This window comes from Acinetobacter sp. NIPH 817 (assembly GCF_000368405.1).
Taxonomy (GTDB): Bacteria; Pseudomonadota; Gammaproteobacteria; order Pseudomonadales; family Moraxellaceae; genus Acinetobacter.
Genome location: NZ_KB849420.1, coordinates 179,296 through 202,732 on the forward strand (window position 1 = coordinate 179,296; position 23,437 = coordinate 202,732).

General features: G+C 37.9%; 23 protein-coding genes and 1 tRNA gene. 15 read left to right on the forward strand and 9 right to left on the reverse strand.

Features of this window, described 5'->3' with window-relative positions; translation table 11 throughout:
- The first annotated feature begins 50 nt into the window (after positions 1-50).
- A complete protein-coding gene (locus tag F968_RS04465) occupies positions 51-809 on the forward strand; it encodes an SDR family oxidoreductase (RefSeq protein ID WP_004790751.1) in 759 nt (252 codons plus the stop codon).
- A gap of 169 nt (positions 810-978) precedes the next feature.
- Here the strand turns inward: F968_RS04465 and F968_RS04470 are convergent.
- Positions 979-1,054: transfer RNA gene (locus F968_RS04470), tRNA-Asn, on the reverse strand.
- A 46-nt stretch (positions 1,055-1,100) separates the two neighbouring features.
- On the opposite strand from F968_RS04470, the gene F968_RS19565 reads away from it, so the two are divergent.
- Together F968_RS19565 and F968_RS04475 are read left to right on the forward strand one after the other, a co-directional pair.
- Positions 1,101-1,247, forward strand: a complete 147-nt coding sequence (locus F968_RS19565) for a hypothetical protein (RefSeq protein WP_081399598.1) — start codon at positions 1,101-1,103, stop codon at positions 1,245-1,247.
- A gap of 41 nt (positions 1,248-1,288) precedes the next feature.
- Entirely contained in the window at positions 1,289-1,720 is a 432-nt protein-coding gene (locus tag F968_RS04475; RefSeq protein ID WP_004790752.1) for a hypothetical protein, read from the forward strand.
- Between the two features lie 15 nt (positions 1,721-1,735).
- Here F968_RS04475 and F968_RS04480 read toward each other — a convergent pair whose 3' ends face one another.
- Positions 1,736-2,173, reverse strand: coding sequence for a PaaI family thioesterase (locus F968_RS04480; protein WP_004790753.1), 438 nt, complete (start codon positions 2,171-2,173; stop codon positions 1,736-1,738).
- 240 nt (positions 2,174-2,413) lie between these two features.
- Between F968_RS04480 and F968_RS04485 the strand changes: the two genes are divergently transcribed.
- On the forward strand, positions 2,414-3,253 hold the full coding sequence (locus F968_RS04485; RefSeq protein WP_004790754.1) for a DMT family transporter: 840 nt from the start codon (positions 2,414-2,416) through the stop codon (positions 3,251-3,253).
- A gap of 52 nt (positions 3,254-3,305) precedes the next feature.
- Here F968_RS04485 and F968_RS04490 read toward each other — a convergent pair whose 3' ends face one another.
- Positions 3,306-4,541 carry a pyridoxal phosphate-dependent aminotransferase gene (locus tag F968_RS04490; protein ID WP_004790755.1) on the reverse strand — a complete coding sequence of 412 codons (1,236 nt, stop codon included), beginning with the start codon at positions 4,539-4,541 and terminating at the stop codon, positions 3,306-3,308.
- 208 nt (positions 4,542-4,749) lie between these two features.
- Here F968_RS04490 and F968_RS04495 point away from each other — a divergent pair, with 208 nt between their 5' ends.
- The gene (locus F968_RS04495) at positions 4,750-4,929 is read left to right on the forward strand and encodes a hypothetical protein (protein ID WP_002118942.1); all 180 of its coding nucleotides are present in this window, start codon (positions 4,750-4,752) and stop codon (positions 4,927-4,929) included.
- Positions 4,930-4,959: 30 nt separating this feature from the next.
- Here the strand turns inward: F968_RS04495 and F968_RS04500 are convergent, their stop codons facing one another.
- Positions 4,960-6,399, reverse strand: a complete 1,440-nt coding sequence (locus F968_RS04500) for a sensor domain-containing diguanylate cyclase (protein WP_004790756.1) — start codon at positions 6,397-6,399, stop codon at positions 4,960-4,962.
- A 175-nt stretch (positions 6,400-6,574) separates the two neighbouring features.
- Positions 6,575-7,366, reverse strand: coding sequence for an A1S_2505 family phage non-structural protein (locus F968_RS04505; RefSeq protein ID WP_004790757.1), 792 nt, complete (start codon positions 7,364-7,366; stop codon positions 6,575-6,577).
- A 180-nt stretch (positions 7,367-7,546) separates the two neighbouring features.
- Between F968_RS04505 and uvrB the strand changes: the two genes are divergently transcribed.
- From uvrB to proB, 8 genes are all read left to right on the forward strand, one after another.
- Positions 7,547-9,568 carry an excinuclease ABC subunit UvrB gene (uvrB, locus tag F968_RS04510; protein ID WP_004790758.1) on the forward strand — a complete coding sequence of 674 codons (2,022 nt, stop codon included), beginning with the start codon at positions 7,547-7,549 and terminating at the stop codon, positions 9,566-9,568.
- 93 nt (positions 9,569-9,661) lie between these two features.
- On the forward strand, positions 9,662-10,249 hold the full coding sequence (locus tag F968_RS04515; RefSeq protein WP_004643647.1) for a lipocalin family protein: 588 nt from the start codon (positions 9,662-9,664) through the stop codon (positions 10,247-10,249).
- A gap of 110 nt (positions 10,250-10,359) precedes the next feature.
- Positions 10,360-11,307 (forward strand): EamA family transporter RarD, encoded by a 948-nt coding sequence (rarD, locus tag F968_RS04520; RefSeq protein ID WP_081399477.1) that lies wholly within the window; start codon positions 10,360-10,362, stop codon positions 11,305-11,307.
- Between the two features lie 216 nt (positions 11,308-11,523).
- A complete protein-coding gene (locus tag F968_RS04525; RefSeq protein WP_004790760.1) occupies positions 11,524-12,981 on the forward strand; it encodes a glyceraldehyde-3-phosphate dehydrogenase in 1,458 nt (485 codons plus the stop codon).
- A gap of 149 nt (positions 12,982-13,130) precedes the next feature.
- Positions 13,131-13,856 carry a hypothetical protein gene (locus F968_RS04530; protein ID WP_004790761.1) on the forward strand — a complete coding sequence of 242 codons (726 nt, stop codon included), beginning with the start codon at positions 13,131-13,133 and terminating at the stop codon, positions 13,854-13,856.
- 11 nt (positions 13,857-13,867) lie between these two features.
- The gene (locus tag F968_RS04535; RefSeq protein ID WP_004790762.1) at positions 13,868-14,542 is read left to right on the forward strand and encodes a hypothetical protein; all 675 of its coding nucleotides are present in this window, start codon (positions 13,868-13,870) and stop codon (positions 14,540-14,542) included.
- Positions 14,543-14,724: 182 nt separating this feature from the next.
- A complete protein-coding gene (cgtA, locus tag F968_RS04540) occupies positions 14,725-15,945 on the forward strand; it encodes an Obg family GTPase CgtA (RefSeq protein WP_004790763.1) in 1,221 nt (406 codons plus the stop codon).
- 15 nt (positions 15,946-15,960) lie between these two features.
- The gene (proB, locus tag F968_RS04545) at positions 15,961-17,094 is read left to right on the forward strand and encodes a glutamate 5-kinase (RefSeq protein ID WP_004790764.1); all 1,134 of its coding nucleotides are present in this window, start codon (positions 15,961-15,963) and stop codon (positions 17,092-17,094) included.
- A 26-nt stretch (positions 17,095-17,120) separates the two neighbouring features.
- On the opposite strand, the gene F968_RS04550 is transcribed toward proB, so the two are convergent.
- Complete coding sequence (locus tag F968_RS04550; protein ID WP_004790765.1) at positions 17,121-17,777, reverse strand: HAD-IB family hydrolase; 657 nt, start codon at positions 17,775-17,777, stop codon at positions 17,121-17,123.
- On the reverse strand, positions 17,744-18,952 hold the full coding sequence (locus F968_RS04555; protein WP_034596550.1) for a DUF1615 domain-containing protein: 1,209 nt from the start codon (positions 18,950-18,952) through the stop codon (positions 17,744-17,746). The genes F968_RS04550 and F968_RS04555 overlap by 34 nt, the downstream gene beginning before the upstream one ends.
- A gap of 83 nt (positions 18,953-19,035) precedes the next feature.
- Here F968_RS04555 and dusB point away from each other — a divergent pair, with 83 nt between their 5' ends.
- Positions 19,036-20,061 (forward strand): tRNA dihydrouridine synthase DusB, encoded by a 1,026-nt coding sequence (gene dusB, locus F968_RS04560; RefSeq protein WP_004790767.1) that lies wholly within the window; start codon positions 19,036-19,038, stop codon positions 20,059-20,061.
- A gap of 37 nt (positions 20,062-20,098) precedes the next feature.
- On the opposite strand, the gene F968_RS04565 is transcribed toward dusB, so the two are convergent.
- Together F968_RS04565 and F968_RS04570 are read right to left on the reverse strand one after the other, a co-directional pair.
- Positions 20,099-21,145, reverse strand: coding sequence for an NAD(P)H-dependent flavin oxidoreductase (locus F968_RS04565; protein WP_004790768.1), 1,047 nt, complete (start codon positions 21,143-21,145; stop codon positions 20,099-20,101).
- Positions 21,146-21,262: 117 nt separating this feature from the next.
- Positions 21,263-21,964, reverse strand: a complete 702-nt coding sequence (locus F968_RS04570; RefSeq protein ID WP_004790769.1) for a VIT1/CCC1 transporter family protein — start codon at positions 21,962-21,964, stop codon at positions 21,263-21,265.
- 251 nt (positions 21,965-22,215) lie between these two features.
- Between F968_RS04570 and F968_RS04575 the strand changes: the two genes are divergently transcribed.
- Positions 22,216-23,436 carry a tetratricopeptide repeat protein gene (locus tag F968_RS04575; protein WP_004790770.1) on the forward strand — a complete coding sequence of 407 codons (1,221 nt, stop codon included), beginning with the start codon at positions 22,216-22,218 and terminating at the stop codon, positions 23,434-23,436.
- Position 23,437: the final 1 nt, after the last annotated feature.

Consider the following 23,437-nt stretch of genomic DNA (forward strand, 5'->3'; position numbering starts at 1 on the left):
TGTTCATAATCGGTTCAACTAAATTAGTCGAATATTTTAAGGATATAAGAATGTTAGCATTAGTTACAGGTGCCTCTGCGGGCTTTGGTTATAGTATTTCAAAAAAACTGATTGAGTTAGGTTACAAAGTTATTGGCTGTGGAAGACGGGCAGAAAAACTAGAAAAACTAAAACAAGAACTTGGTGAAAAGTTCTATCCATTAGTATTTGACATGACAGATACCGTAGAAAATATAAATAAGGCACTAGTTGATTTACCAACCGAATTTCAAATCAGTCAAATTGATTTATTGGTAAATAATGCTGGTCTAGCATTAGGGTTGGAGTCAGCCGATAAATCAGATTTAGATGATTGGTACACTATGATTGATACCAATGTTAAGGGGCTTATTACTGTTACCCGACTAATTTTGCCAAACATGGTAAAGAAAAAGTCTGGCTTAATTATTAATATGGGGTCAATTGCAGGTACATACCCATATCCGGGTGGTAACGTTTATGGTGCCACCAAAGCATTCGTGGAGCAATTTAGTTTAAACCTTCGAGCTGATCTATCTGGTACCGGCATTCGAGTAACTAACATTGAGCCCGGGCTTTGTGGGGGTACAGAGTTTTCTTTGGTACGTTTTAAAGGTGACCAAGAGAAAGTGAACAGTCTTTATGATAAAAAGAATCCAATCTTGCCTGAAGATATTGCAAATACGGTAGCTTGGGTTGCTTCACAACCTCCGCACATTAATATTAATCGTATTGAAATGATGCCGACCACTCAGTCTTTTAATCCTTTAAAAGTAGTTGAAATGGAATAAGGATTTAAGAAAAGAATATCTTTTTCAAACTTAGATTGGATCATTAAGCCAAGTAAATGGTTTAACCATGAAAATTAAATCCTCTATATTGATAGGGGATTTTTTTATAGCTATTAATAAAATTATGGCAAAAAAAAGCCCGCTTTAATGCTGCGGGCTTTTTAGTATTTGGCTCTCCCACCTGGGCTCGAACCAGGGACCTGCGGATTAACAGTCCGTCGCTCTACCGACTGAGCTATGGGAGAATCTGCATGCGATTATAAGGAGATTTTGAGAAGGGTCAAGTCTAAATTGTCATGTTTACTTCATTTTTGTGTTGTATGCTTTTTATTTGATCAGTTGGGTGCTATGTTTAGAAATTACTTGCACTTTAAAAAGTCAGTTGCTAGATTCAAGAAAGAACAAGCGTTTGGAGAAATCCAAACAGTGTGGATTTAAACCAACTTGCCAGCACTAAAATGGCTAAATCGGAGATAAGTATGAAAACGCTTACGATCGCTTCTATTTTTTCTAATTTTGATTTTTATCAACAAAATTATCTTAATGTCTTAACTCAATCAGAATCCTATTACACACCTGTAGAAGATGCATGGATTGATGCTTATCCTTTCAAAAAACAGAACTTATATTTAGGTGATTTACTGCAACTTTGGTTTAGCTCTAAATGGAATGTGCATAATTCACTTAAAATTTTAAAAAGCTCGAAATTATTAAACTCCTCTAAATCTCTATATATTTTTCAATTAGAAGGGGAGTTGTTGTTGGGTAAAAATAAAGTGTTAGCTTGGTCTACTGAGCATCAAGAAATTATAGAACTTCAACTTAAAAATATTTGGGCACCTTATGTGATTGCGCAAACTTGTGAGCGTCCAAATAATCAAGATTACTCAATAAAAAAGGCAGCGGTTTAAGGCTGCCTTTAATCCTTAGGGACGAATAATCATGCAGGTTGCTGTTGCGTAGGCATACAGTTTACCTTCCTCATCAATAATCTTTCCTTCGGAAATACCTAAATTTTTACTTAAATTAATGACTTTGCCTGTCGCAATTAAAGGAAGGTTCTTTGAAATGGGGCGGCACATTTTCACGTTAAGGTCGATTGTGCCATAGCCTACACCCGCAGGTAACATCGTATGTACTGCACAGCCAGTCACCGAATCTAGGACTGTGGCAGCAAAACCACCATGTACGCCACCGAGTGGATTTAGATGGTTATGATCCGCTTGGGCTTTGAAAGTAACAGATCCTTCTGAAATTTCAGTAGGTTGCATAGGTATGGTTTTACTAATACTCGCTGCTGGAATGTGGCCATCTATCATGGCTTGTAAAAATTCAAGGCCAGTCATTTCCATCGGATTTTTCATTTTTTGAGTCCTTTAATTCTTTAGGTTCTAAAATGGAACTTGATATTAGCCTATTATTAAGTCATCGATATGTCAATTCTATAGTTAAAAAATGAACTGATAAGGTGAATCTTCGAAACTTGTCAATCTAATATAATATTCCTTTATTATAAAAATTGAATTAAATGAGTTGCATAATGAATTAGATAGATAAGAGGTTCTTCTTATACACTATAAAAAAATAGCAGGAGCATAGGGATAATGCTTTTAAAAATTGCACTAGCAATGATGGCTTTTGCAGCAAACTCCGTGTTGTGCCGTTTGGCTCTAGCAGGGCATCATATTGACCCAATGAGTTTTAGTCTAGTAAGAGTAGTAAGTGGTGCAGTTGTTTTATTGGGGCTATTTTCATATTCAAAATCACCTCAAGCCAAAGTCCAATGGAGTCTAAAAAACGCATTTTTTCTAGCGATTTATATTTTGGCATTTTCGTGCGCCTATCTTCAAATCGATGCTGGTATCGGTGCTTTACTATTGTTTGGCGTTGTACAGCTGACTATGGTGCTTTACGGTTATTGGCATGGTGAGCAGATTGGTATATACCGTGGTATAGGCTTATGTATTGCTTTAGCTGGAATCATTGTTTTGCTATTACCGGGTGCTCACGCGCCTGATTGGGGATATGCTCTAATTATGGTGATATCTGGTTTGGCATGGGCGGGTTACAGCATCGTGGGTCGTAATATGACGCAGCCTGTCGGCAGTACATTGGCAAACTTTACATTAGCTGTGCCAATCGTTTTTTTTGCAAATGTATTGCTTAATCAAGAGCGGTATATTGATTTGCAGGGGTCGGTATTAGCAATTTTGTCTGGTGGTGTGACTTCAAGTGTAGCTTATGTACTCTGGTATGCAATTTTGAAGCATATTGATCGAATGACGGCCAGTACTGTGCAGTTGAGTGTGCCATGTTTGGCAATTATAGGTGGAAGCTTATTTGTGAATGAAGCTGTAACAAGCCGAGTGATTTTCTCTGGTTTTATGGTTTTGTTTGGAATTTTTCTGGTTATTTATATGGTGCCAAAGAAAAAAAAAGCATAGATCAATTAAAAAAGGGTTCCCTAAAGAGAACCCTTTTTATGCAAAATGCAGATTATTTCGCAGCTTTTTCAGCTTCAATAGATGCAATCGCAGCATCTACACCTTCAATTGAGTCAGCGGCTTTTTTGATACGTGCTAATGCATCAACAAGTACTTCGTCAGCTGTAGCATATGAAATGCGCATAAAACCGCCTAAACCAAATGCATCACCAGGTACTACTGCTACGCCAGTTTCTTCTAGTAACCATTCAGAGAACTCTGTGCAAGATTTTAAGCCTTTTGCACGAATAAGAGGGCGAATGTTTGCATAGGCATAGAAAGCGCCATCAGCCGGTAAGCAAGAGATACCTTTGATGTCATTTAAGCCGTTTACAACTAAGTCATGACGGCGTTTAAACGCTTCAATCATTGGCTCTAAAACATCTTGTGGACCATTCAATGCAGCTTCAGCAGCAACTTGCGAAATAGAAGTTGGGTTAGAAGTTGATTGAGATTGGATTTTTTTCATTGCACCAATGATTTTTGCTGGACCGGCTGCATAGCCAATACGCCAACCAGTCATTGCATATGCTTTAGATACACCATTTAAAACAATCGTGCGGTCATATAAATCTGGAGCAACTGTTGCGATGTTGTAGAACTCATCTTCCCAACGAATTGGTTCATACATATCGTCAGATGCAACAAATACTTGTGGGTGGCGACGTAAAACTTCAGCTAAAGCTTCTAATTCAGCTTTGCTATAAATCATACCAGTCGGGTTAGAAGGGCTGTTTAATACAACTAAGCGAGTGTTAGGTGTAATAGCAGCTTCTAATTGTTCAGGAGTGATTTTGAAACGTTGATCTTCACCACATTTCACAATGACTGGAGTACCTTCAGCAATAATGACCATATCTGGATAGCTTACCCAGAAAGGTGCTGGAATGATAACTTCATCGCCTTTGTTTAATAGAGCAAGTGCCAAGTTAAAGAAGCTTTGCTTACCACCACATGAAACCAAAATCTGATTCGCTTGATAATCAAGATTATTATCACGCTTAAATTTAGCAATAATTGCTTTTTTTAACCCAGGAGTACCATCTACAGCCGTATATTTGGTGAAACCATTATTAATCGCTTCAATTGCAGCATCTTTGATGTGTTGCGGGGTATCAAAGTCTGGTTCGCCAGCACCTAAACCAATCACGTTCTTGCCAGCAGCTTTAAGTTCAGCAGCTTTGTTGGTTACAGCAAGTGTAGGGGACGGTTTGATAGCATTGACACGATCAGAAAGACGTACGTCCACGGCAATATTCCTCTTATGGGATTAAAAAATAAAAAGCATACTATCTTATCGCAAAAATTAAGTAATTTGCGGATGTAGGTATTTTTAGATGTAAAAAATTTTGATTTAAGAAAGATCTTGTCGCTGTTTTATTCAATTGAAGCTTTTTTGGAAAGAAATGATAAAAATCATTTATAATAAGTCGCAATCGAAATTTCGAGAATGAATCATGACTGAGCAACAGCCAAAACAGAAAAAGGCTTTGGTGAAATTGCCATTCCCAATGCCGAATGAAAGCAATCAAGCCGACGATGCGGTACACAACCAAGTACGTCCTAAACCAGAGCAATACGCAGATAGAACGTGGATGCCTCCACGTGGTACGCGTCGTTCTATGGGAAAACGCTAATTTTGAAAAACAGGCACTATGCCTGTTTTTTTATTGATTGAATAAAATTTCCTGATAATAACTTTTTTTCTTTTGATACATGTGATGGTCTGCTCGCTTTAACATGTCCTCAATTTGTTCATTTGTTTGAGTAGTTGCATGTCCAATTGCAATACTAACTGGATGGCTTGAATAATATTGATTGTCGATATTAAAAAGCTCCTGAATGGTCTGAAGCATAATTTGAACGTTTGCTTCATCTGCACCTGGCATTAAGATCACGAATTCATCGCCACCTATTCTAGAAGCCGTATAGGGCGTATTTAAAATGGCCTGACTTAAAATATTTCCAACGCGACGCAATAAACCATCCCCAATATCATGACCAAACTGATCATTGGTTTCTTTTAATCCATTCATATCTAAGAAAATTGAAGAAACAGGGCGAATAATGCTTCGGTTTAAACGGTTAAGTTCTTCTGTAAAAAAAGCGCGGTTATATAGTTTGGTCAGGACATCGTGTTGTCCCAAATATTCAAGATAGTTTTCCGCTTTTTTCCGCGCGGTAATATCTGTAAGTGCAACTTGTACTAGCCCCCAAGTTTCTTCATAACCGGGAAAAACGGTAAATTGAAGCAATACATTTCTTATTTGGCCATCTAAAGCGTAGTTAATGGCTTCACGTTTATGATGAATATTACCTTGCCATAATTCGATGAGTTGCTCGCGAAATGTTTCAATCATCTCTTCAGCAAAAACCTTATGTGTATTTCTGAAAAGTGTGGATTTATCAGGAGCCTTAAATAAATCAAGAGTTGCCTGATTAACATCTAAAATTAGAATATCTTCTACACACTGGCGGACAAATTCAGGATGAACATCTAGAAACGTTCTAAAATCTTCAATTCCCAATAGCCTAAGTTGATCAATTCTATTCTTTATACGGCTGAAATCTTCCACCCAAAGAGATGTAGGTGAATAGATAAACATGGATTCAGCCAAGCGACGATTTTTTTCTTCTTCACGAAGCGCATTTTGATAAGGTGTAATGTCTTCTGTAGTAATTAGTACACGTTCAAAGGTCGATTCAGAACCGGGTAAAATTGAGCCTCTTAACTGAACATCAATACGTTTGCCCGATAAAGTGTAATTTACAGTCGTACTTGAAAAATGGGTTTTACCATTCCATAGTTCTTCTAATTCATTAATATGTGATTCAAACATCTCTTTTTTAAAAATAAGATTTAAACTCGAATACAGTTCTTCGTGAGTTTTTGCTTCAAAAAGTTCTAATGTTTTTTGATTCACACGAATAATTTTAATTTTATGCGCACATTCAATAATTAAATTTTTATTTTGGCTTAAAAATTCATGGAGGTTTTCAATACCTTGATTTCTCCATAGATCAAATTGTTGTTTAACTTCACTGAAATCCTCAATCCACATTGGAATTGGGCTAAGGTCAAAAATTGAAGAATCTAAAGTTTCCATATGTTTCTTTAAGTATTCAGTTTGCCTTAAAGTATAATGAGAAAAATTAAGATTTGGGAATATAAAGAACTTAAATTTATTAGAATAATTAAAAATAAGAAAATTAAATGTAAGTAAAAATAAAATAATGAGAAAGCAGATATTATCTGCTTAGCTCATAAGTTTATTAGAGAAATTAACGATTAATTGGGTGATCAATATTCTTTTCACCACGCCATAACTTGATAAAGTCTTGCTCGTCAAAATCATAAAGTTCCATGAGTGCAACGACTGCACTCACAAAAATCATAGCGCCCTCAGAGTTTCCATGCAGGTCAAAAATTTTACCGTTGAGCTTACCTAAAATATCGCTAAGCTCATGATCGCGGCCTCGGCCATATCGATCTCGAGGGTAGAGCTCTTCATTTAAAACAATAAGAGCAATCGCTTTTTCAGCAGCTGATAAATCTGTTTTATCTAAGGCTTCTTCAAAAGATTCACTTCCGTGATTAAAGTAAAAAATTACTTCATCATTAATGAAACTTTTTACCATCTTTTGAGTTAATGTTGGAAATTGTGAAACAGCATTATCTTCAACATAAGGTTTAAAAGATTCTGGAAAGATAACGTTGTGATCAATATCTTTAAAAAGTGGCGCAATTTCAGAAACTTTATAACCTGCGATGCCACAACCTAAAGCAGTGACAAAATATTTCATTTTAGGATGATTTTTTGCATATATCTTAAAATCTTCAACATAGTGCTCAATTTGGGAAAGAGGCATTTGTTGAATGTGTTCATTTAAAGTTGGAATTGCAAAGCTTTGACCAGCCCAGCCGCGACCCACACCTTCAACTGCACCGAAGTGTTGACTGGCAACGCGTGCTGCACCGCTACCATGCTGTCCAGCAAGGTTACTACCAAATACAAAAACTGTATCTTCTGGAAGTTCGGTTACAATACTTTCATCATGATATTGATAGGTCATGGTTATGCTTTTTATTTAATGGATAGCTTCATGTTGCAACTGATTATAGTATTGGTCAAGTGTTAAGATGCTTAATCTTTTACATTGAATTTCCAACTCAATTTGCACTTTAAATTAAGATAAAAATCCCCATTAAAAGGGGAGACGTTAAATTCAATTTTTTCATAAAGAGAGATAACTTTGAACGAAAATCAACCTTTTGATTTGGTCACTCATTATCAGCCAGCAGGTGATCAGCCACAGGCAATTGAAAAGCTGGTCAATGGTATCGAGCATGGTTTTCGTAATCAGTTATTGCTAGGGGTAACTGGCTCAGGTAAGACCTATACCATGGCAAATGTAATCGCTCAAACACAGCGCCCTACAATTGTGATGGCCCATAACAAAACTTTGGCAGCCCAGCTTTATGGTGAGTTTAAATCTTTCTTTCCTAATAATGCGGTTGAATATTTTGTAAGTTATTACGATTACTACCAACCAGAGGCTTACGTTCCATCTTCGGATACGTTCATCGAAAAAGATGCAGCCATTAATGATCACATTGACCAGATGCGATTATCTGCAACACGCGCTTTATTAGAGCGACGTGATGCAATTATTGTCGCATCGGTATCTGCAATTTATGGTTTGGGTGATCCAAATGCTTATATGCAAATGTTGCTGCATGTGGTCGAGGGTGACCGAGTAAGCCGTGATGAAATCATCCGCCGTTTGGTTGAAATGCAATATACGCGTAATGAACTTGAATTCTTACGTGGTACATATCGAATTCGCGGTGAAATTATTGATATTTTTCCAGCAGAATCTGATCAACATGCTATTCGCATTGAACTATTTGATGATGAGGTCGACTCAATCCGTTGGTTTGACCCGCTAACTGGTAAAATGGTTCGTAAAGTTTCTCGGGTAACGATCTATCCAAAAAGTCACTATGTAACGCCAAAAGATCATCTAACCCGTGCCATCGATACAATTAAGGATGAATTACAAGATCAACTTAAATTCTTCCGTGAACATGACAAATTGCTCGAAGCACAGCGTATTGAGCAACGGACACGTTACGATCTGGAAATGATGCAACAGTTGGGTTATACCAATGGTATCGAAAACTACTCACGTCATTTGTCTGGACGACCATCTGGTGAAGCTCCGCCGACTTTATTTGACTATATTCCAGAAGATGCTTTGCTGATTATTGATGAATCACACGTTACGGTTCCGCAAATTGGAGCGATGTATAAAGGTGACCGATCGCGTAAAGAAAACTTAGTAAATTATGGCTTCCGTTTACCAAGTGCGCTTGATAACCGTCCAATGAAGTTTGAAGAGTGGGAGCGTATTGTACCGACTACCATTTTTGTAAGTGCAACACCTGCTAAATATGAATTAGAAAAGTCAGACCAAATCGTTGAACAGGTGGTACGTCCAACAGGTCTCATCGATCCTGAAATTGAGATTCGTCCTGTATTAACCCAAGTGGATGATGTTCTTTCGGAAATTAATATTCGTAAGAATTTGAATGAAAGGGTATTAATTACGACTTTAACGAAGCGTATGGCAGAAGATCTGACTTCATATTTAAAAGAATATGGCGTTAAGGTGGCTTATCTCCACTCAGATATTGATACCGTTGAACGTGTCAAAATTATTCATGAATTACGTACAGGTGTATTCGATGTTTTAGTCGGTATTAACCTGCTACGTGAAGGTCTGGATATGCCAGAAGTTTCTTTGGTTGCTATTTTAGATGCAGATAAAGAGGGCTTTTTACGTTCGGAACGTTCACTCATTCAGACAATTGGTCGTGCTGCACGTAATGTAAAAGGTAAAGCAATTTTATATGCTGACCGAATTACTGACTCTATGCAAAAGGCAATAGATGAAACTGATCGCCGTAGAGCCAAGCAAATTGAATTTAATGAGTTGCATGGTATTACGCCACGTAGTGCGGTTCGTCAGGCTGTCAAAGAAATTGACTCGGGTGAGGTACTTTCAGACGACGAGATTGATGAAAAAGTACTTGAACAAGCACAAGCATTGAGTGCTGATGAAAGACATATTCTTTCAGACCCTAAATTGTTTAGTAAACATATTACTAAGCTTGAAAAAGAGATGTTAAAAGCCTCGAAAGATTTACAGTTTGAGCAAGCAGCGCGGATACGTGATGAAATTCTTCGATTAAAAGCGCAGATGTTGCAATAAATGAATACATAACGCTACATAATGTGTTTAAAAAACAAGCTACTGTAGATATTTGAGTTCTTTTGTATTCACAACTAATCGTTGAGGGCAACAATGGCATTTAGAAATAATGTTCCGCAAGCCAGTTGGCGTTTGGCTAAAATTGCGTTGGGCGGTGTCGTTTTGGCTGGTTTAGCTGTCGGAACCTATGTCTATGCTCAGCCGAAACCCTTGCAAACTGTTTATAAAGTTGAACTGGACCGATATTTAGGTGTTTGGTATGAAGTTGCCCGTAAGCCTGCATTTTTCCAAAAAAAATGTGCTTATAACGTATCTGCAACTTACACCTTAAATGAAAATGGAAATGTGGTTGTAGATAACCGCTGCTATGACAATAGAAAACAATTACAGCAATCTATTGGTGAAGCATTCGTGGTTAACCCGCCATATAACACCAAATTAAAGGTGAGTTTCTTACCGGAAGCTGTGCGATGGATTCCAGTTATTCGCGGAGATTACTGGATTTTAAAAATAGATGAAGACTATCAAACTGTTTTAGTCGGAGAACCTTCTCGTAAATATCTCTGGGTATTATCAAGAACTCCTCATCCTGAACAAGAAGTGGTGGATGAATATCTAAATTATGCAAAAACATTGGGTTTTGATATTCGCGATATTATCCGTACAGAACATAAAGAATAAATGTAAATGTCTGATTAAGAAAAAACCATGTTTTCACATGGTTTTTTCTTTTTTATAGTGGATAAATCAAGTATTGTGGTGAGCTATTTTTACTAAAGTCTAAGAGGGTGGTGATGTTTAAGGGCGTGAGCTTGTCTGTCATGGCATCTGTCACTTTTGGCGTACTTTATTTTTATACTCAATTGTTAGGCCAGCTTGATAGTGAACAAACTTTTGGATGGCGGATTATTGCAACAATCCCATTTCTAACTTTGTTTATGTGGTGGAGTGGCGATTTAGCGTATATCAAAAATATCTACCAGCGTATTTTGGCTAAGCCATCTTTATTATTGTTGTTAATTACAACCTCCGTATTAACTTCAGTCCAACTTTGGCTGTTTTTATGGGGGCCTATGCATGGGCGAGGCCTGCAAGTATCTTTAGGATATTTTCTGTTGCCGCTTGTTTTAGTATTAGCTGGAAGTGTGCTGTATGGCGAAAAAATTTCTAAATTTCAATGGGTCGCAATTATTCTTGCTGTCATTGGCGTCGGCCATGAAATCTGGCGTTTAGGAAGTATTGCTTGGGAAACTGCATTGGTTGCAGTTGGCTATTCTGCCTACTTTTTATTGCGTAAAAAAATTAAAACAGACAATTTAGGCGGCTTTTGGTGGGACTTAGTCATTATTTTGCCGATTGCGATTTATTTAACTCATACAGGTTTACTCCCTTATAGCAAATTTATAGATCAACCGAGTCTTGCTTTGATCATTATTGGGCTTGGAATTTTAAGTGCTATTGGTTTGGGAAGTTATATTCTGGCAAGTCGCTTTTTACCCTTAGTTGTGTTTGGTCTTTTAGGGTATTTGGAACCAGTTTTGCTTGCTTTAGCTTCTCTAGTTTTAGGGGAGAGTATTGGCCAAGAAGAATGGTTTACTTATATTCCGATCTGGTGTGCAGTATTTGTACTCGTTTTAGAAGGCGCAGTTCACCTTTATCAACAACGTCAAAAAGCCAAAAATTTGCAGCTAAACATCGCGAAATATCAGAAAAGATTAAAAAATGATGCTCAAGATTAGAGCATCAGAATCTAAAAAGTAAGAAAAAGCAAAAATTTAGCTGCTTTAAACAATAAGATAATAAAAAATAATTATAGGTATTTTATGAATTTATGATGAATTTTAGGAAAATCTAGTCACTAACGTCAGCTTTTGATTCATTCTTGTCGATAATTCCATTACAATTACGGGGTTTAAAAAATCACGCCTAGATATAATTAATTAGAGGACGTATCTGTGAGCAAAGACACTATCATCGCCCTGCATGCTGAACACCAAGGCCGTTGGAAAAACCGTGAAGAAATCGCGGAACGTATGATTGCCGTAATCGGTCAATTATACCGTGAAAAAAATATTGTCGTATCTGTTTACGGTCGCTCTTTAATTAACCGTTCTGTTATTCAAATTTTGAAAACTCACCGTCGTACACGTGTTGTAGATGTTGAGCTTTCTGTTGTAAATACTTTTCCAATTTTAGAAGCTTTAGCAAAAGTTGAAAACATTGGTTCTGCAGAAGTTGATATCGGTAAACTTGCTGTTGAATATAAAGAAAAAGGCGGTGATGTTGACGCTTTTGTTGCTCAAGCAGTTGAGTCAATTAAAGGTAGTGCAACTTCTGAACAACCTAAAGATGTAGTTCTTTATGGTTTTGGTCGTATTGGCCGTATCTTGGCTCGTTTAATCATTAGCCAATCAGGTTTAGGTCGTGGCTTAAGCCTTAAAGCAATCGTTGTGCGTAAATCTTCTGATGGCGATTTAGCAAAACGTGCTTCTTTACTTCGTCGTGACTCTATTCATGGCACTTTCGCTGGTACAATCGCTGTTGATGAAGAAAACGAAGCAATCATTGCTAACGGTAACTTCATTAAAGTGATTTATGCATCAAGCCCAAGTGAAGTTGACTATACTGAATACGGTATTCAAAACGCGCTTTTAATCGATAACACTGGTAAATGGCGTGATGCTGAAGGTCTAAGCCAACACTTGAAATGCCCAGGCGTTGCACGTGTTGTATTAACTGCACCAAGTAAAGGCGAAATGAAAAACGTTGTATTTGGCGTAAACAACACAGACATCTTAGATGAAGACAAAATCATCTCTGCTGCAAGTTGTACAACAAATGCAATTACTCCAATTCTTAAAGTATTGGATGACAAATATAAAGTTCTTAACGGTCACGTTGAAACTGTTCACTCATTTACAAATGACCAGAACTTAATTGATAACTACCATAAAGCAGATCGTCGTGGTCGTGCAGCTACATTGAACATGGTTATTACTGAAACTGGTGCTGCTAAAGCTGTTGCTAAAGCATTACCTGCGTTGAAAGGTAAGTTAACTGGTAACTCTGTACGTGTTCCTACGCCAAACGTATCTCTTGCTATCTTGAACTTAACGCTTGATAAAGAAGTTGATCGTGAAGAAGTGAACGAATACATTCGTCAAATTTCGATTAACTCTAGCCTTCAAGGGCAAATTGGTTATACCAACTCGACTGAAGTTGTATCGAGTGACTTTATCGGTTCTCGTACTGCTGGTGTATATGACGCTCAAGCAACGATTACTTCTGGTAACCGTTTAACTGCTTATGTTTGGTACGATAACGAAGTTGGTTATAGCTGTCAGGTATTACGTATCGCTGAACAAATGTGCGGCGTAAGCTACAAAAAAATTCCAGCAGAATTGAATGCTTAAGATCATTTAACGATCTATAAAATATTTTCACAAAAAGACCCAGTTTAGACTGGGTTTTTTTACAACCGTACAAAATATATGCTGACTATTTTTTGTAAATAAATGAGAATACAAATTAAGGAAAAAAAGAAAATAGTAAGGGATAGGAATTGTCGCAGTTTAAACGTTTGTTGGTCGTTTTTATATTCATCATTATTGCCAATTTATGTGGTGTACTCATCGCAATATGGGTATTTAAGCACTTTAATATTTATATTCCACTGAAAAATCAGGCAGTTGCTATTGACTTGCAAGAACCTCTACAAGTTAAGGTTAAAGTACAAGATGCTTTAAACGTGGATGTAAAAGGGCGGGTAAATGCCAGTATTCCAATTGATGAGAAACTGAATATTCCATTAACTCAAACATTAACCCCGCGTGTTTACTTCGATAATATGGTGCCGATTAGCACTACAATTCCTGTCAAAGAAACTTTAAAAGTTGAGCAGAATTTACCAATCGATACGAAGGTTCAAGTGAGGGTTTTGGGACGTGATATTACCTTACCATTGAAAGGGACAATTCCATTAAAACTTGATGTTCCGATTGATATTAATGTTCCGCTTGAGCAAAAGGTTCATTTAAAATTTGATGCGCCAGTACGGACGGTATTAAAAGAAAATCTCCATATTCCTCTAAAAGCAAGATTGGATACTAATATTCCAATTGAGGGTAATTTGAATGTTCCTGTTAAAACAGCACTAAATGCTTCGGTCGATGTGAAAAATACATTGCCTGTGAAGATTGCAAATGGTGAGTTGAAAATTCCTCTGTCCACTATGCGATTAAATCGGGTAGTGGGTTCAGAAACATCGCAGACAACAACTGATCAATAGGGTGAATAGTAATGTTTCGTTCACTCAAAAGTATGTTAATCAGTTTTTTCTTAATGATGATCCTTGCTGCTGTTATGTTTTGGGTATATCTCAATATTCAAGCTAATTTAGTTGTTTCGGCTCATAATGCAGATATTACTTTACCTGACTCTTTAGAAACAAAGATTCAAGTTGGCAATACTTTACAGGTCCAATCTATTGGTAAACTTGATACAACATTAGATATAGACCGCCAATTGACTTTACCTTTAAAAGGGAAATATCTGGCAGATTTAAGTTTTGCTGTAGAGACACCAATTACAGTGAGTGTTGACTATTCAACAACTTTAAAAATTGATCAGGTTATGCCTCTTGAAACTACGACTGACCTCGTCTATCAAAGTAAATTTTTGCCAAAATTTCCACTTAAGCTAGATATTCCCATCAAGTTGGATGTTCCTTTTAATTTAAAACGTAGTTATACCATTCCAGTTAAAATTGTTTTTGATGGTCCTGTTTATTTTGAATTTGATGAGCCAGTAAATTTATCGGTTAAACATCGATTTAACCCAAGTCTACAAGTGAATGACCCTATGGAAATGGGGAATGTCTCTTCATTTAATGCGATCATGTATAATTCGGTTCCAAAAACAAAAGCAAATCTTGATATGCAAATGACCTTGCCATTACGTAATGTCCATCCTTAAAAATTAAATAGTTATTCTGCATTTTATGTTGGGTAAAGCCCGTATTTGTAAATCTAAAATGCTTTTGATGACTTAAAGATAAAAACAGACCGTTATAAATGGGAATTGTCCCATTTTCTATTCGAGAATTTTATGAAAATATGGCAGAATAGGCGGTTTTAGAGTTTTTAGAGGATTGGCAGATGCGCTTTGTTGATGAAGCAGTCATTACCGTAGAGGCTGGCGACGGTGGCAATGGCGTAGCCAGTTTTCGCCGTGAAAAATTTGTACCATTTGGTGGCCCAGATGGTGGTGATGGCGGACGTGGTGGAAGTATCTATATTCAAGCTGATGATGATACGAGTACGCTAGTCGATTACCGTTACACACGTAAGTTCCGTGCTGAACGCGGAAAGAATGGTGCAGGCGCTAACTGTACCGGACGTGGTGGTGAAGATGTGGTTTTAAAAGTACCCGTTGGTACAACAATTGTTGATACAGATTCAGGCGATATTATTGGCGATTTGGTTGAAGATGGCCAAAGAATTCTGGTTGCAGGTGGTGGTGATGGTGGTTTAGGGAATACCCACTTTAAATCATCAACTAACCGTGCTCCGCGTAAATGTACGACAGGCATCAAAGGTGAATTTCGTGAAATTCGTCTTGAATTAAAAGTATTGGCAGATGTTGGTTTATTGGGTATGCCAAATGCTGGTAAATCAACCTTTATTCGTGCTGTAAGTGCTGCAAAACCAAAAGTAGCAGATTATCCATTTACAACCATGGTTCCAAACTTGGGTGTTGTAGATGCTGACCGTCATCGTTCATTTGTAATGGCCGATATTCCTGGTTTGATTGAAGGTGCAGCGGAAGGTGCAGGTTTGGGAATTCGTTTCCTTAAACATTTAGCACGTACGCGTATCCTTTTACACATTATTGATGTGCAACCAATTGACGGTTCGGATCCTGCGCATAATGCAAAAGCAATTATGAATGAGTTAGCTAAGTTTTCTCCTACTTTGGCTAAACTTCCGATTGTTTTAGTACTGAATAAACTGGATCAGATTGCTGAAGAAAGTCGTGAAGAGTGGTGTCAGCATATTCTAGATGAACTAGAGTGGACTGGGCCTGTCTTTAAGACATCAGGTCTATTAAGTGAAGGTACAAAAGACGTTGTGTATTACCTCATGGATCAGATTGAACAACAACGTGAACGCGAAGTTGAAGATCCTGAATATGCAGCAGAAGTAAGAGCTTTCCGTGAACAACTAGAAGTTGAAACACGTGAACAAACCATTGCGGCAAAAGAAGCATATCGTGCTATGCGTCGAGCACAACGTCTTGAAGGCATGTTGGGCGATGATGATGATTTTGACGATGATGAAGACGACAATGATGTAGAAAGCATCTACGTTCGTGACTAAAAAACCGAGGAAAACATGATAGAAGTGGTCGATGGGCAACGTCAGCTCAGTGAGTGTAAACGAATCGTTGTTAAAATCGGATCATCTTTACTCACAGCCAATGGGCAAGGTTTAGATTTGAATGCTATTTCGCATTGGGCGAAACAGATTGCAGATCTACACAATGCCGGACACGAAATTATTCTAGTGTCTTCTGGAGCTGTGGCTGAAGGTATGGTTCGTATGAAGCTTGCAAGTCGACCCACCGATCTACCCAGTCTACAAGCCTGTGCTGCGATTGGGCAGATGGGTTTAATTCATACTTGGTCTAGTGTGCTTGAAGAACATGGTATTCGTACTGCTCAGGTTTTACTCACCCATGATGATCTAGCGGACCGCCGTCGTTATTTAAACTCATGTGATGCTTTGCAAAACTTGATTGATTGGCGTGTGATTCCAGTTATTAATGAAAATGATACGGTATCTACCGACGAGATTCGCTTTGGTGATAACGATACTTTAGCTGCGATGGTTGCAGGTCAGGTTCATGCAGAATTGTTGATCATTTTAACTGATCAGCAGGGTATGTTTGATTCAGATCCGCGTCACAATCCCGATGCTAAATTACTCTCTACTGTTCGTGCCATGGACGATGTTTTATTCGAAATGGCTGGCGGTGGTGGTGTGCTCGGCAGAGGTGGTATGGTGACTAAGGTTCGTGCCGCACGTTTAGCTGCTAAATCGGGTTGTCCAACGCTCATTGCGAGTGGTGAAAGTGATAATGTCTTGTCACGTGCGATGGCAGGTGAAATGCTAGGTACGTTGTTTACTACAGATAAAGACCGTATGACTGCTCATCAACAATGGCTCGCTGCTCATTTACAAACGGCAGGCCGTCTTGTAATTGATGATGGCGCTGTTGAAGCGATTAAATTAAAACATCGCAGTTTGCTCCCTGTTGGAGTTAAAACTGTTGAAGGACATTTTGATCGTGGCGATGTGGTTGAATGTGTAGATAAACAAGGTAAACGTATTGCAGTAGGTCGAGTGAATTTCAGTTCACGATCTGCTGAAATTATTAAAGGCTTAGCCTCAGATAAGGTTTATCAAGTGTTAGGTGAAGCTCGTTCACTTGAAATGATTCATCGTGATCATATGGCAATTTATTAAGTTATGTTTAAATAAAAAAGCTCGCTTTATGCGAGCTTTTTTTCTGGCGTTAAACGAGGTAGCACGTGGTCTTCACCCACCATATAGGGGTGTGTCGCGAGACTGAGCATATCTAGGTCTTCTGAGCTATTACCATACGCATAAACTTGATGGTAATGCTGGAGCGTATATTGCTGATGTATTCTTAATTTCTTTTGTTCACTACTACAATCTGGGGTGGAGTAGTAACCTGTCATCATGCCGTTTTTAATTTGAGTTTCAGTACAAATTAATTCGATATTTAGTAGTTTGCAAAGTGGAGCAAGATAGACATCAATTGAAGCTGAAACCAGCACCACTCGATCACCACGTAACTGATGATGTTGTAATTGTGTGAAAAGTTCAGGTGAAAGCGAAGAGACTAACTCTTGTGCATATTCTTCACCTAATCTTTGTAGTTCAATTGCAGGGGTATTTTTGAACATGCTGCGAAATAACTTGGCACGCATAGCATGAGCTGGATAAAAGTTAAGATAGTAGGCTTGAATCCATGGTAGGATTTTCAAACCTTGTTTAACAATATGGCGCTTAGACAAAGCATAAAAGATGAAACCTGTAAAACTATCTTTACTACACAAGGTTCCATCAAAATCGAACAGGGCGAGACTTTTTATAGTCTTATGCGTTTCGCTCGTTGCATACATGATTCATATCGTCCGTTTACGCGGGTTGCATACCAGTTGGTATTATAGTCACGACTTAATTTTGGCCCAGAAATGACCACTTGTGGCATCATTGCATAGATAGGTTCTTTACCTGTCTTTGCTTTATAAAGTTTCGTCAGAGCAATATAGGTTTGAGTACTTTCAAACTTTTTCTCTTTTTCTAATTTAAGGTCATCACGAATTTGACGTGGGGTAACCAATACATTATTTTTTGCAAATACTGTAATCAGTTCTTTTTCTGACTGGCTTTGAGTCGGACGCGGATCACCATCTTTTGTGTAAAGAAGTAGATCACCATCAAGACTGATTTCAGTATCTGTTAGGTCATTTAACATGCTTTGAAAAGCAGCATTACGGCTAGAATACATACCTGAGTTATAGTCTGCAAATCGATAAATGGCTTTATCATAGTCTGCTGGATAAACCATTAAACGATGAATACCATAATATAAACCGCCATATTCAGTATATAAGTCATCACGAAGTGCAGCGGTATTCATGCTTGAGCGTTTATTGGCTTTCGCATAGTTAATATGAACTTGCATAGAACCCAAGGTGGTAATAGGGTTCATTTTCTCGCCAATATCTTGCCCAACCAATTTGGCAGCACCTGTTAATGCACTCACATGGTAATGCTTAGCCATAAAATCGAAAATTTCTCGGTAAAGTAAGTCGAGGTCTTTCTCTGTTTTAACCTTGCGCATTTGACTCATATAGTTGTTATCGGGAGAAGGCTGAGTTCTTAGCACTTCTTCAAAATAACCGGCAATTGTTCCACCAATGGTTTTACCAAGCTTATCTTCAAACTTTTCATTTAAACGTGTGCTAACTTCTTCAACTGCTTTTTGGCCTAATCCCGGTACTTGAGGGTTGGCAACAAAGTTAGATTCTTGATCTACTACAGCCACAATACTACAGACATTTTTCTTGGTTTTAGGAATATCCAAGTCTTTCATAATGTCGTCAATATCTTTAGCCCATGACTCACGATCATGTACACGCGATGGGATTAGACGTTTAATCTGTTGGCTTTCTAATTCAGGCTCATCATTATTTGACCACCAAGCTTTATCTCCACAAGCAGCTAAACTCATGCACACGGCAACCATACCGAATGATTTTAATAAAAAACGGGAAGACAACGGTTTGTTCATGGCGAGGAAAGCACCTGCATAAAAAGATGAGCCGATTAAGCGGATGAAGTATACTATGTTGATCATCAATTGTATGAATATATATGTATATTGGTCCCTATCAACTGTCAAATAATTTAATTGTTGCTCCTATGGCGGGGGTTACTGACCGTCCATTTAGAACGCTCTGCAAGTATTTTGGCGCAGGCCATGCAGTCAGTGAAATGATGACTGCCGATAAGACTTTGCGGATGAGCAAAAAGAGCCTCTACCGTGCAAATTTTGACGGCGAACTCGCTCCAATTTCTGCTCAAATTGCAGGTTCTGATCCTGAGCAATTAGCAGAAGCTGCACGTTATCAAGTGGCAAATGGCGCACAAATTGTTGATATCAATATGGGATGTCCAGCCAAAAAAGTATGTAATAAACTTGCTGGTTCAGCATTATTACAAGATGAAGACTTAGTGGCTCGAATTCTTGATGCAGTGGTTGCTGCTGTTGATATTCCTGTGACTTTGAAAACCCGTTTGGGCTTTTTAAATGGTCAGGAAAATATTTTAAGAGTAGCAAAAAGGGCAGAAGAAGCGGGGATTGCTGCACTGGCCTTACATGGTCGCACCCGTGAAGACATGTATTTAAATACAGCACGTTATGATTTGATCAAACATGTCAAAGAGTTAATCAATATTCCACTTATTGCGAATGGTGATATTGATAGTCCTGAAAAGGCAAAATATGTACTCGATTATACAGGTGCTGACGCAATCATGATTGGTCGTGCTGCTCAAGGTCGACCATGGATTTTCCGTGAAATTGCTCATTATTTAAAAACTGGAGAGCACTTAGCCGCACCTAATATTGAAGAGGTAAAGCATGTGTTACTTGGACATTTATCAGAACTTTATCAATTTTATGGTGAATATTCTGGATGTCGTATTGCACGTAAACACATTGCTTGGTACACAAAAGGATTACGCTCAAGTAACGAATTCCGCCAAAATATGTATAAAGTTGAAAGTACTGCTGAACAAGCATTAGTGGTCGAAAACTATTTTAATCAGCTATTAGCTGAAGGCAATTTGATGAGTGATGTGCAAGTTGAGCAAGTTAACTTATTAGAAACACATTAAAGAAAAAGCCAGTATATGTTTACTGGCTTTTTTTAATTTACTCATCTTCTAGCATTTCTACCACTAACTGATTAACTAAATCGGCAGCAGCTAATTCACGTATTTGTGAGACATTACTACCCGCCCAAAAAGCACCGAAGCCATAGTCTTTATTTTTGCTTGCAATTGCATTGAGTTGCTTGGCCAAATCATAGGTATATGGATATTCGGGTTGAGGAGGGCGATTAGGTAAATCAATTTGTGTGTGCCAATGGTTGAGTAATCCACGGGCCGGACGTCCAGAAAGACTGGCACTAATTTGCGTCACAGACTCATTAAATAAAGCTTTACGATATTCGACAGATGCATTTGAAGATAAACATTGAACGAAAGCAGTTCCGAGTTGAACAGCTGTAGCTCCTAAACTCAACATATGTCGTGCTTGTGCGCCGTTCATAATACCACCAGCGGCTACCACAGGTCGTTTGCAATGTTTGACAATAAGATGTACTAAATCACTCGTTTTAATTGCTGCATCAAAAGTCTTATTAAAGATTCCACGGTGTCCGCCTGCTTCAATCCCTTGAGCAATAATAATATCAATACCAGCCGCTTCAATGGCTTGTGCTTCAACTAAATTGGTAGCAGAAACCATAGTGACAATTCCGGCATCTTTTAATGCCTGAATTTGATGGGGATGGGGAATACCAAAATGAAAACTGACAGCTTTTGGTTTCGTATCTAATACGACATTTAGAAAATCATCGTTATCAAGAAAACTTGGATAAATACAGTTTAAGTTTTGAGGAGGCTGTTCTCCGAACTTTTCAAACTGTGGCCGTAAATATTCAATCCATTGTGCTGAGGTTTGAGGATTAAGTTGTTCGGGTTGATGGCAGAAAAAATTAACCTGAAATGGTTTTTCTGTAAGTGTTTGAGTTTTTAAAATCTGTTCTCGAGCACTTTGCGCGGTATTTGCTCCCAGCCCTAATGACCCAAGTCCCCCTTGATTAGAAACTTCAGCAGCAAGTTCAGGGGTAGACACACCTGCCATAGGGGCAAGAAAAATAGGATGTTTAATTTCAAGTTGTTGTAACAGGGTCATTTTATTCACCTCATTTCTTTCTCTTCACCATAACGTGAAATCAGAACCAAGAGCAAATAATATTGGGCATTTAGTTTTTAAATATTTATTTCTTAAATATTTAAAAGTTCTGGTTTTTTAAAGTGGAGTAACATGAAACAAAGATCCGATCCAGCTTGAAAAAGCCATCGCTAAAATTCCCCACAAGGTAATGCGTAAACTTCCTTTCAGCTTAGAAGTACCTGCAAAATGACTTGATAGCGCCCCTAAAATGGCTAATGAAAGAATTCCTGTAGCTAGGACTGCACGCATAATCCATTGATTCGGGCTCAGTAATATAGCGAGCATAGGGAAAAAAGCCCCAAAAGAAAATGATGCAGCAGATGATAATGCGGCTTGTACAGGATTAGCTGCGGTATTTTCATGGATACCGATTTCATCTCGAGCATGGGCCCCTAATGCATCATGGGTTGTTAACTGCAAAGCAACCTCTTGAGCCAATTCTTTAGACAGGCCTCTAGAAATATAAATTTGGGTGAGCTCATCTAATTCTTTTTGAGGGTGCTTCGAGAGTTCTTTTGCTTCAATCGCTAGATCTGCTTTTTCAATATCTTCTTGAGATTTTACAGAGATATATTCTCCAGCAGCCATTGATGTAGCACCAGAAATTAGTCCGGCAATACATGTAATTAATAGGGTGTGTGAATTAGCTCCACTTGCTGCCATACCCATAATTAAGCTAGTGACGGAAATAATCCCATCGTTGGCTCCTAATACTGAGGCTCTTAACCAACCTGAACGGTGAATTGCATGATGCTCTGTATGATGTGGAAAAGCCATGTGTTTTGCCTTATAAATGTTTTATAGATGCTATGAAATTTTACAATTTATTGATCAAAAAATATGTCATCATTATAGGGAATTTAGGGATGCTAAAGAATAGATCAATAATAAAAATGGAGACTAAATAATTATTTCTAAAAATGCTTAACCTAATTTAACGATGTAAATTATTCTTTTTAATTATAATATTATTGGTCATTCAAAGAACTTGCCCTCCCTAATAAGTCTAATTTACTGTAGAGGTGAAAATGAAGAATAGCAAAACAATAAATTCTATAACTCATTCAATATTAATTATGGGAGCAGTGATTTCTTGTGTAAGCATGCTAAACATAAGCTCGGCTTTTGCACAAGATCAAATAAATCCTGAATATAAACCAGGTAATCCGATTTATGATAAATGGGACCAATTTTATAAAATTGAGAAGACTCAACCGGAAAATGCCGAGAAGTTATTATTAGAACTCGGCGAAATGACACCTCAAGATATTAAAGTATGGAAAAGTTTAACTTATTTGCAGATCAGAATAGGCAAGCAAGAAGCCGCTTTGCAAAGTTTAAGAAAAGCAGAGGCATTAGACCCAGCAGACGATAATTTAAAACTCCAAGAAGCCTATCTACTTAATTCTCAAAAAAATAATAAAGAAGCTTTGGTGGTTTTTAAGGAGCTTACGCAATCTAAAGATGAGGATATTGCCAATAAAGCGACACAGGCTGTAAAGAATTTAAGTGGAGGGGAAGTCAAAACTTATTTCCGAGATGTTTATTTTGCGCCTTCATATGAGTCACGTTATGACGATGTGATTTTTCCTCTGAAAGCCCGTTATGGTAAGAATCTTGATAATGGTCGAGCACAGGTGTATGGCTTTTTAAACCTAAACCGTGATACCCAATCTCAGGGCGGGGTACGACCTGAAATTATTGATGAAAATGCAGTAACTCTAGGTGTTGGCGCTAATTACCAACCTTGGACATCTATACCTGTGCGCATGTATTTAGAAGTAGGCGGAAGTTACGATCTGATTGATCGAAATAGAGATAAATTTCGTGAAAGTGTTGTCGGTGGGGTGACAGGGTATCAAGAATGGTATTCTCAAAATAGTTGTAATCATTCACTTTGCTTTAATGATTACTTCACTGATTTATATGGTAATGCAGCAACTTATTCTAGAGAAGATTATAACGTTATTGGCGATTTACGCTTACGTACGGGTTTGAATGTCTATAAAGGCGAGAATGGAACTGTTCAGGCTTATATGAAATTGCATGGCTTAGCTGACAGTAAAGATGAATATTACAATAATTTATTTGAATATGGCCCTGGCATTTCATGGCAGCCTTTTAATTATCAGCCGATAAAACTACGTGTTGAACGACTATATGGCAATTACTTTAAAGATGTACCAGTAAATACGAAAGATCACTACAACAATACTCGAGTAGAACTCGTCTTTTATAAGGATTTCTAAA

Coding starts and splice junctions, on each gene's coding strand:
- F968_RS04465 (WP_004790751.1), top strand. CDS start 51: ATGTTAGCATTAGTTACAGGTGCCTCTGCGGGCTTTGGTTATAGTATT.
- F968_RS04475 (WP_004790752.1), top strand. CDS start 1,289: ATGAAAACGCTTACGATCGCTTCTATTTTTTCTAATTTTGATTTTTAT.
- F968_RS04480 (WP_004790753.1), bottom strand. CDS start 2,173: ATGAAAAATCCGATGGAAATGACTGGCCTTGAATTTTTACAAGCCATG.
- F968_RS04485 (WP_004790754.1), top strand. CDS start 2,414: ATGCTTTTAAAAATTGCACTAGCAATGATGGCTTTTGCAGCAAACTCC.
- F968_RS04495 (WP_002118942.1), top strand. CDS start 4,750: ATGACTGAGCAACAGCCAAAACAGAAAAAGGCTTTGGTGAAATTGCCA.
- F968_RS04500 (WP_004790756.1), bottom strand. CDS start 6,399: ATGGAAACTTTAGATTCTTCAATTTTTGACCTTAGCCCAATTCCAATG.
- F968_RS04505 (WP_004790757.1), bottom strand. CDS start 7,366: ATGACCTATCAATATCATGATGAAAGTATTGTAACCGAACTTCCAGAA.
- F968_RS04515 (WP_004643647.1), top strand. CDS start 9,662: ATGGCATTTAGAAATAATGTTCCGCAAGCCAGTTGGCGTTTGGCTAAA.
- F968_RS04535 (WP_004790762.1), top strand. CDS start 13,868: ATGTTTCGTTCACTCAAAAGTATGTTAATCAGTTTTTTCTTAATGATG.
- cgtA (WP_004790763.1), top strand. CDS start 14,725: ATGCGCTTTGTTGATGAAGCAGTCATTACCGTAGAGGCTGGCGACGGT.
- proB (WP_004790764.1), top strand. CDS start 15,961: ATGATAGAAGTGGTCGATGGGCAACGTCAGCTCAGTGAGTGTAAACGA.
- F968_RS04550 (WP_004790765.1), bottom strand. CDS start 17,777: ATGTATGCAACGAGCGAAACGCATAAGACTATAAAAAGTCTCGCCCTG.
- F968_RS04555 (WP_034596550.1), bottom strand. CDS start 18,952: ATGAACAAACCGTTGTCTTCCCGTTTTTTATTAAAATCATTCGGTATG.
- dusB (WP_004790767.1), top strand. CDS start 19,036: ATGTATATTGGTCCCTATCAACTGTCAAATAATTTAATTGTTGCTCCT.
- F968_RS04565 (WP_004790768.1), bottom strand. CDS start 21,145: ATGACCCTGTTACAACAACTTGAAATTAAACATCCTATTTTTCTTGCC.
- F968_RS04570 (WP_004790769.1), bottom strand. CDS start 21,964: ATGGCTTTTCCACATCATACAGAGCATCATGCAATTCACCGTTCAGGT.
- F968_RS04575 (WP_004790770.1), top strand. CDS start 22,216: ATGAAGAATAGCAAAACAATAAATTCTATAACTCATTCAATATTAATT.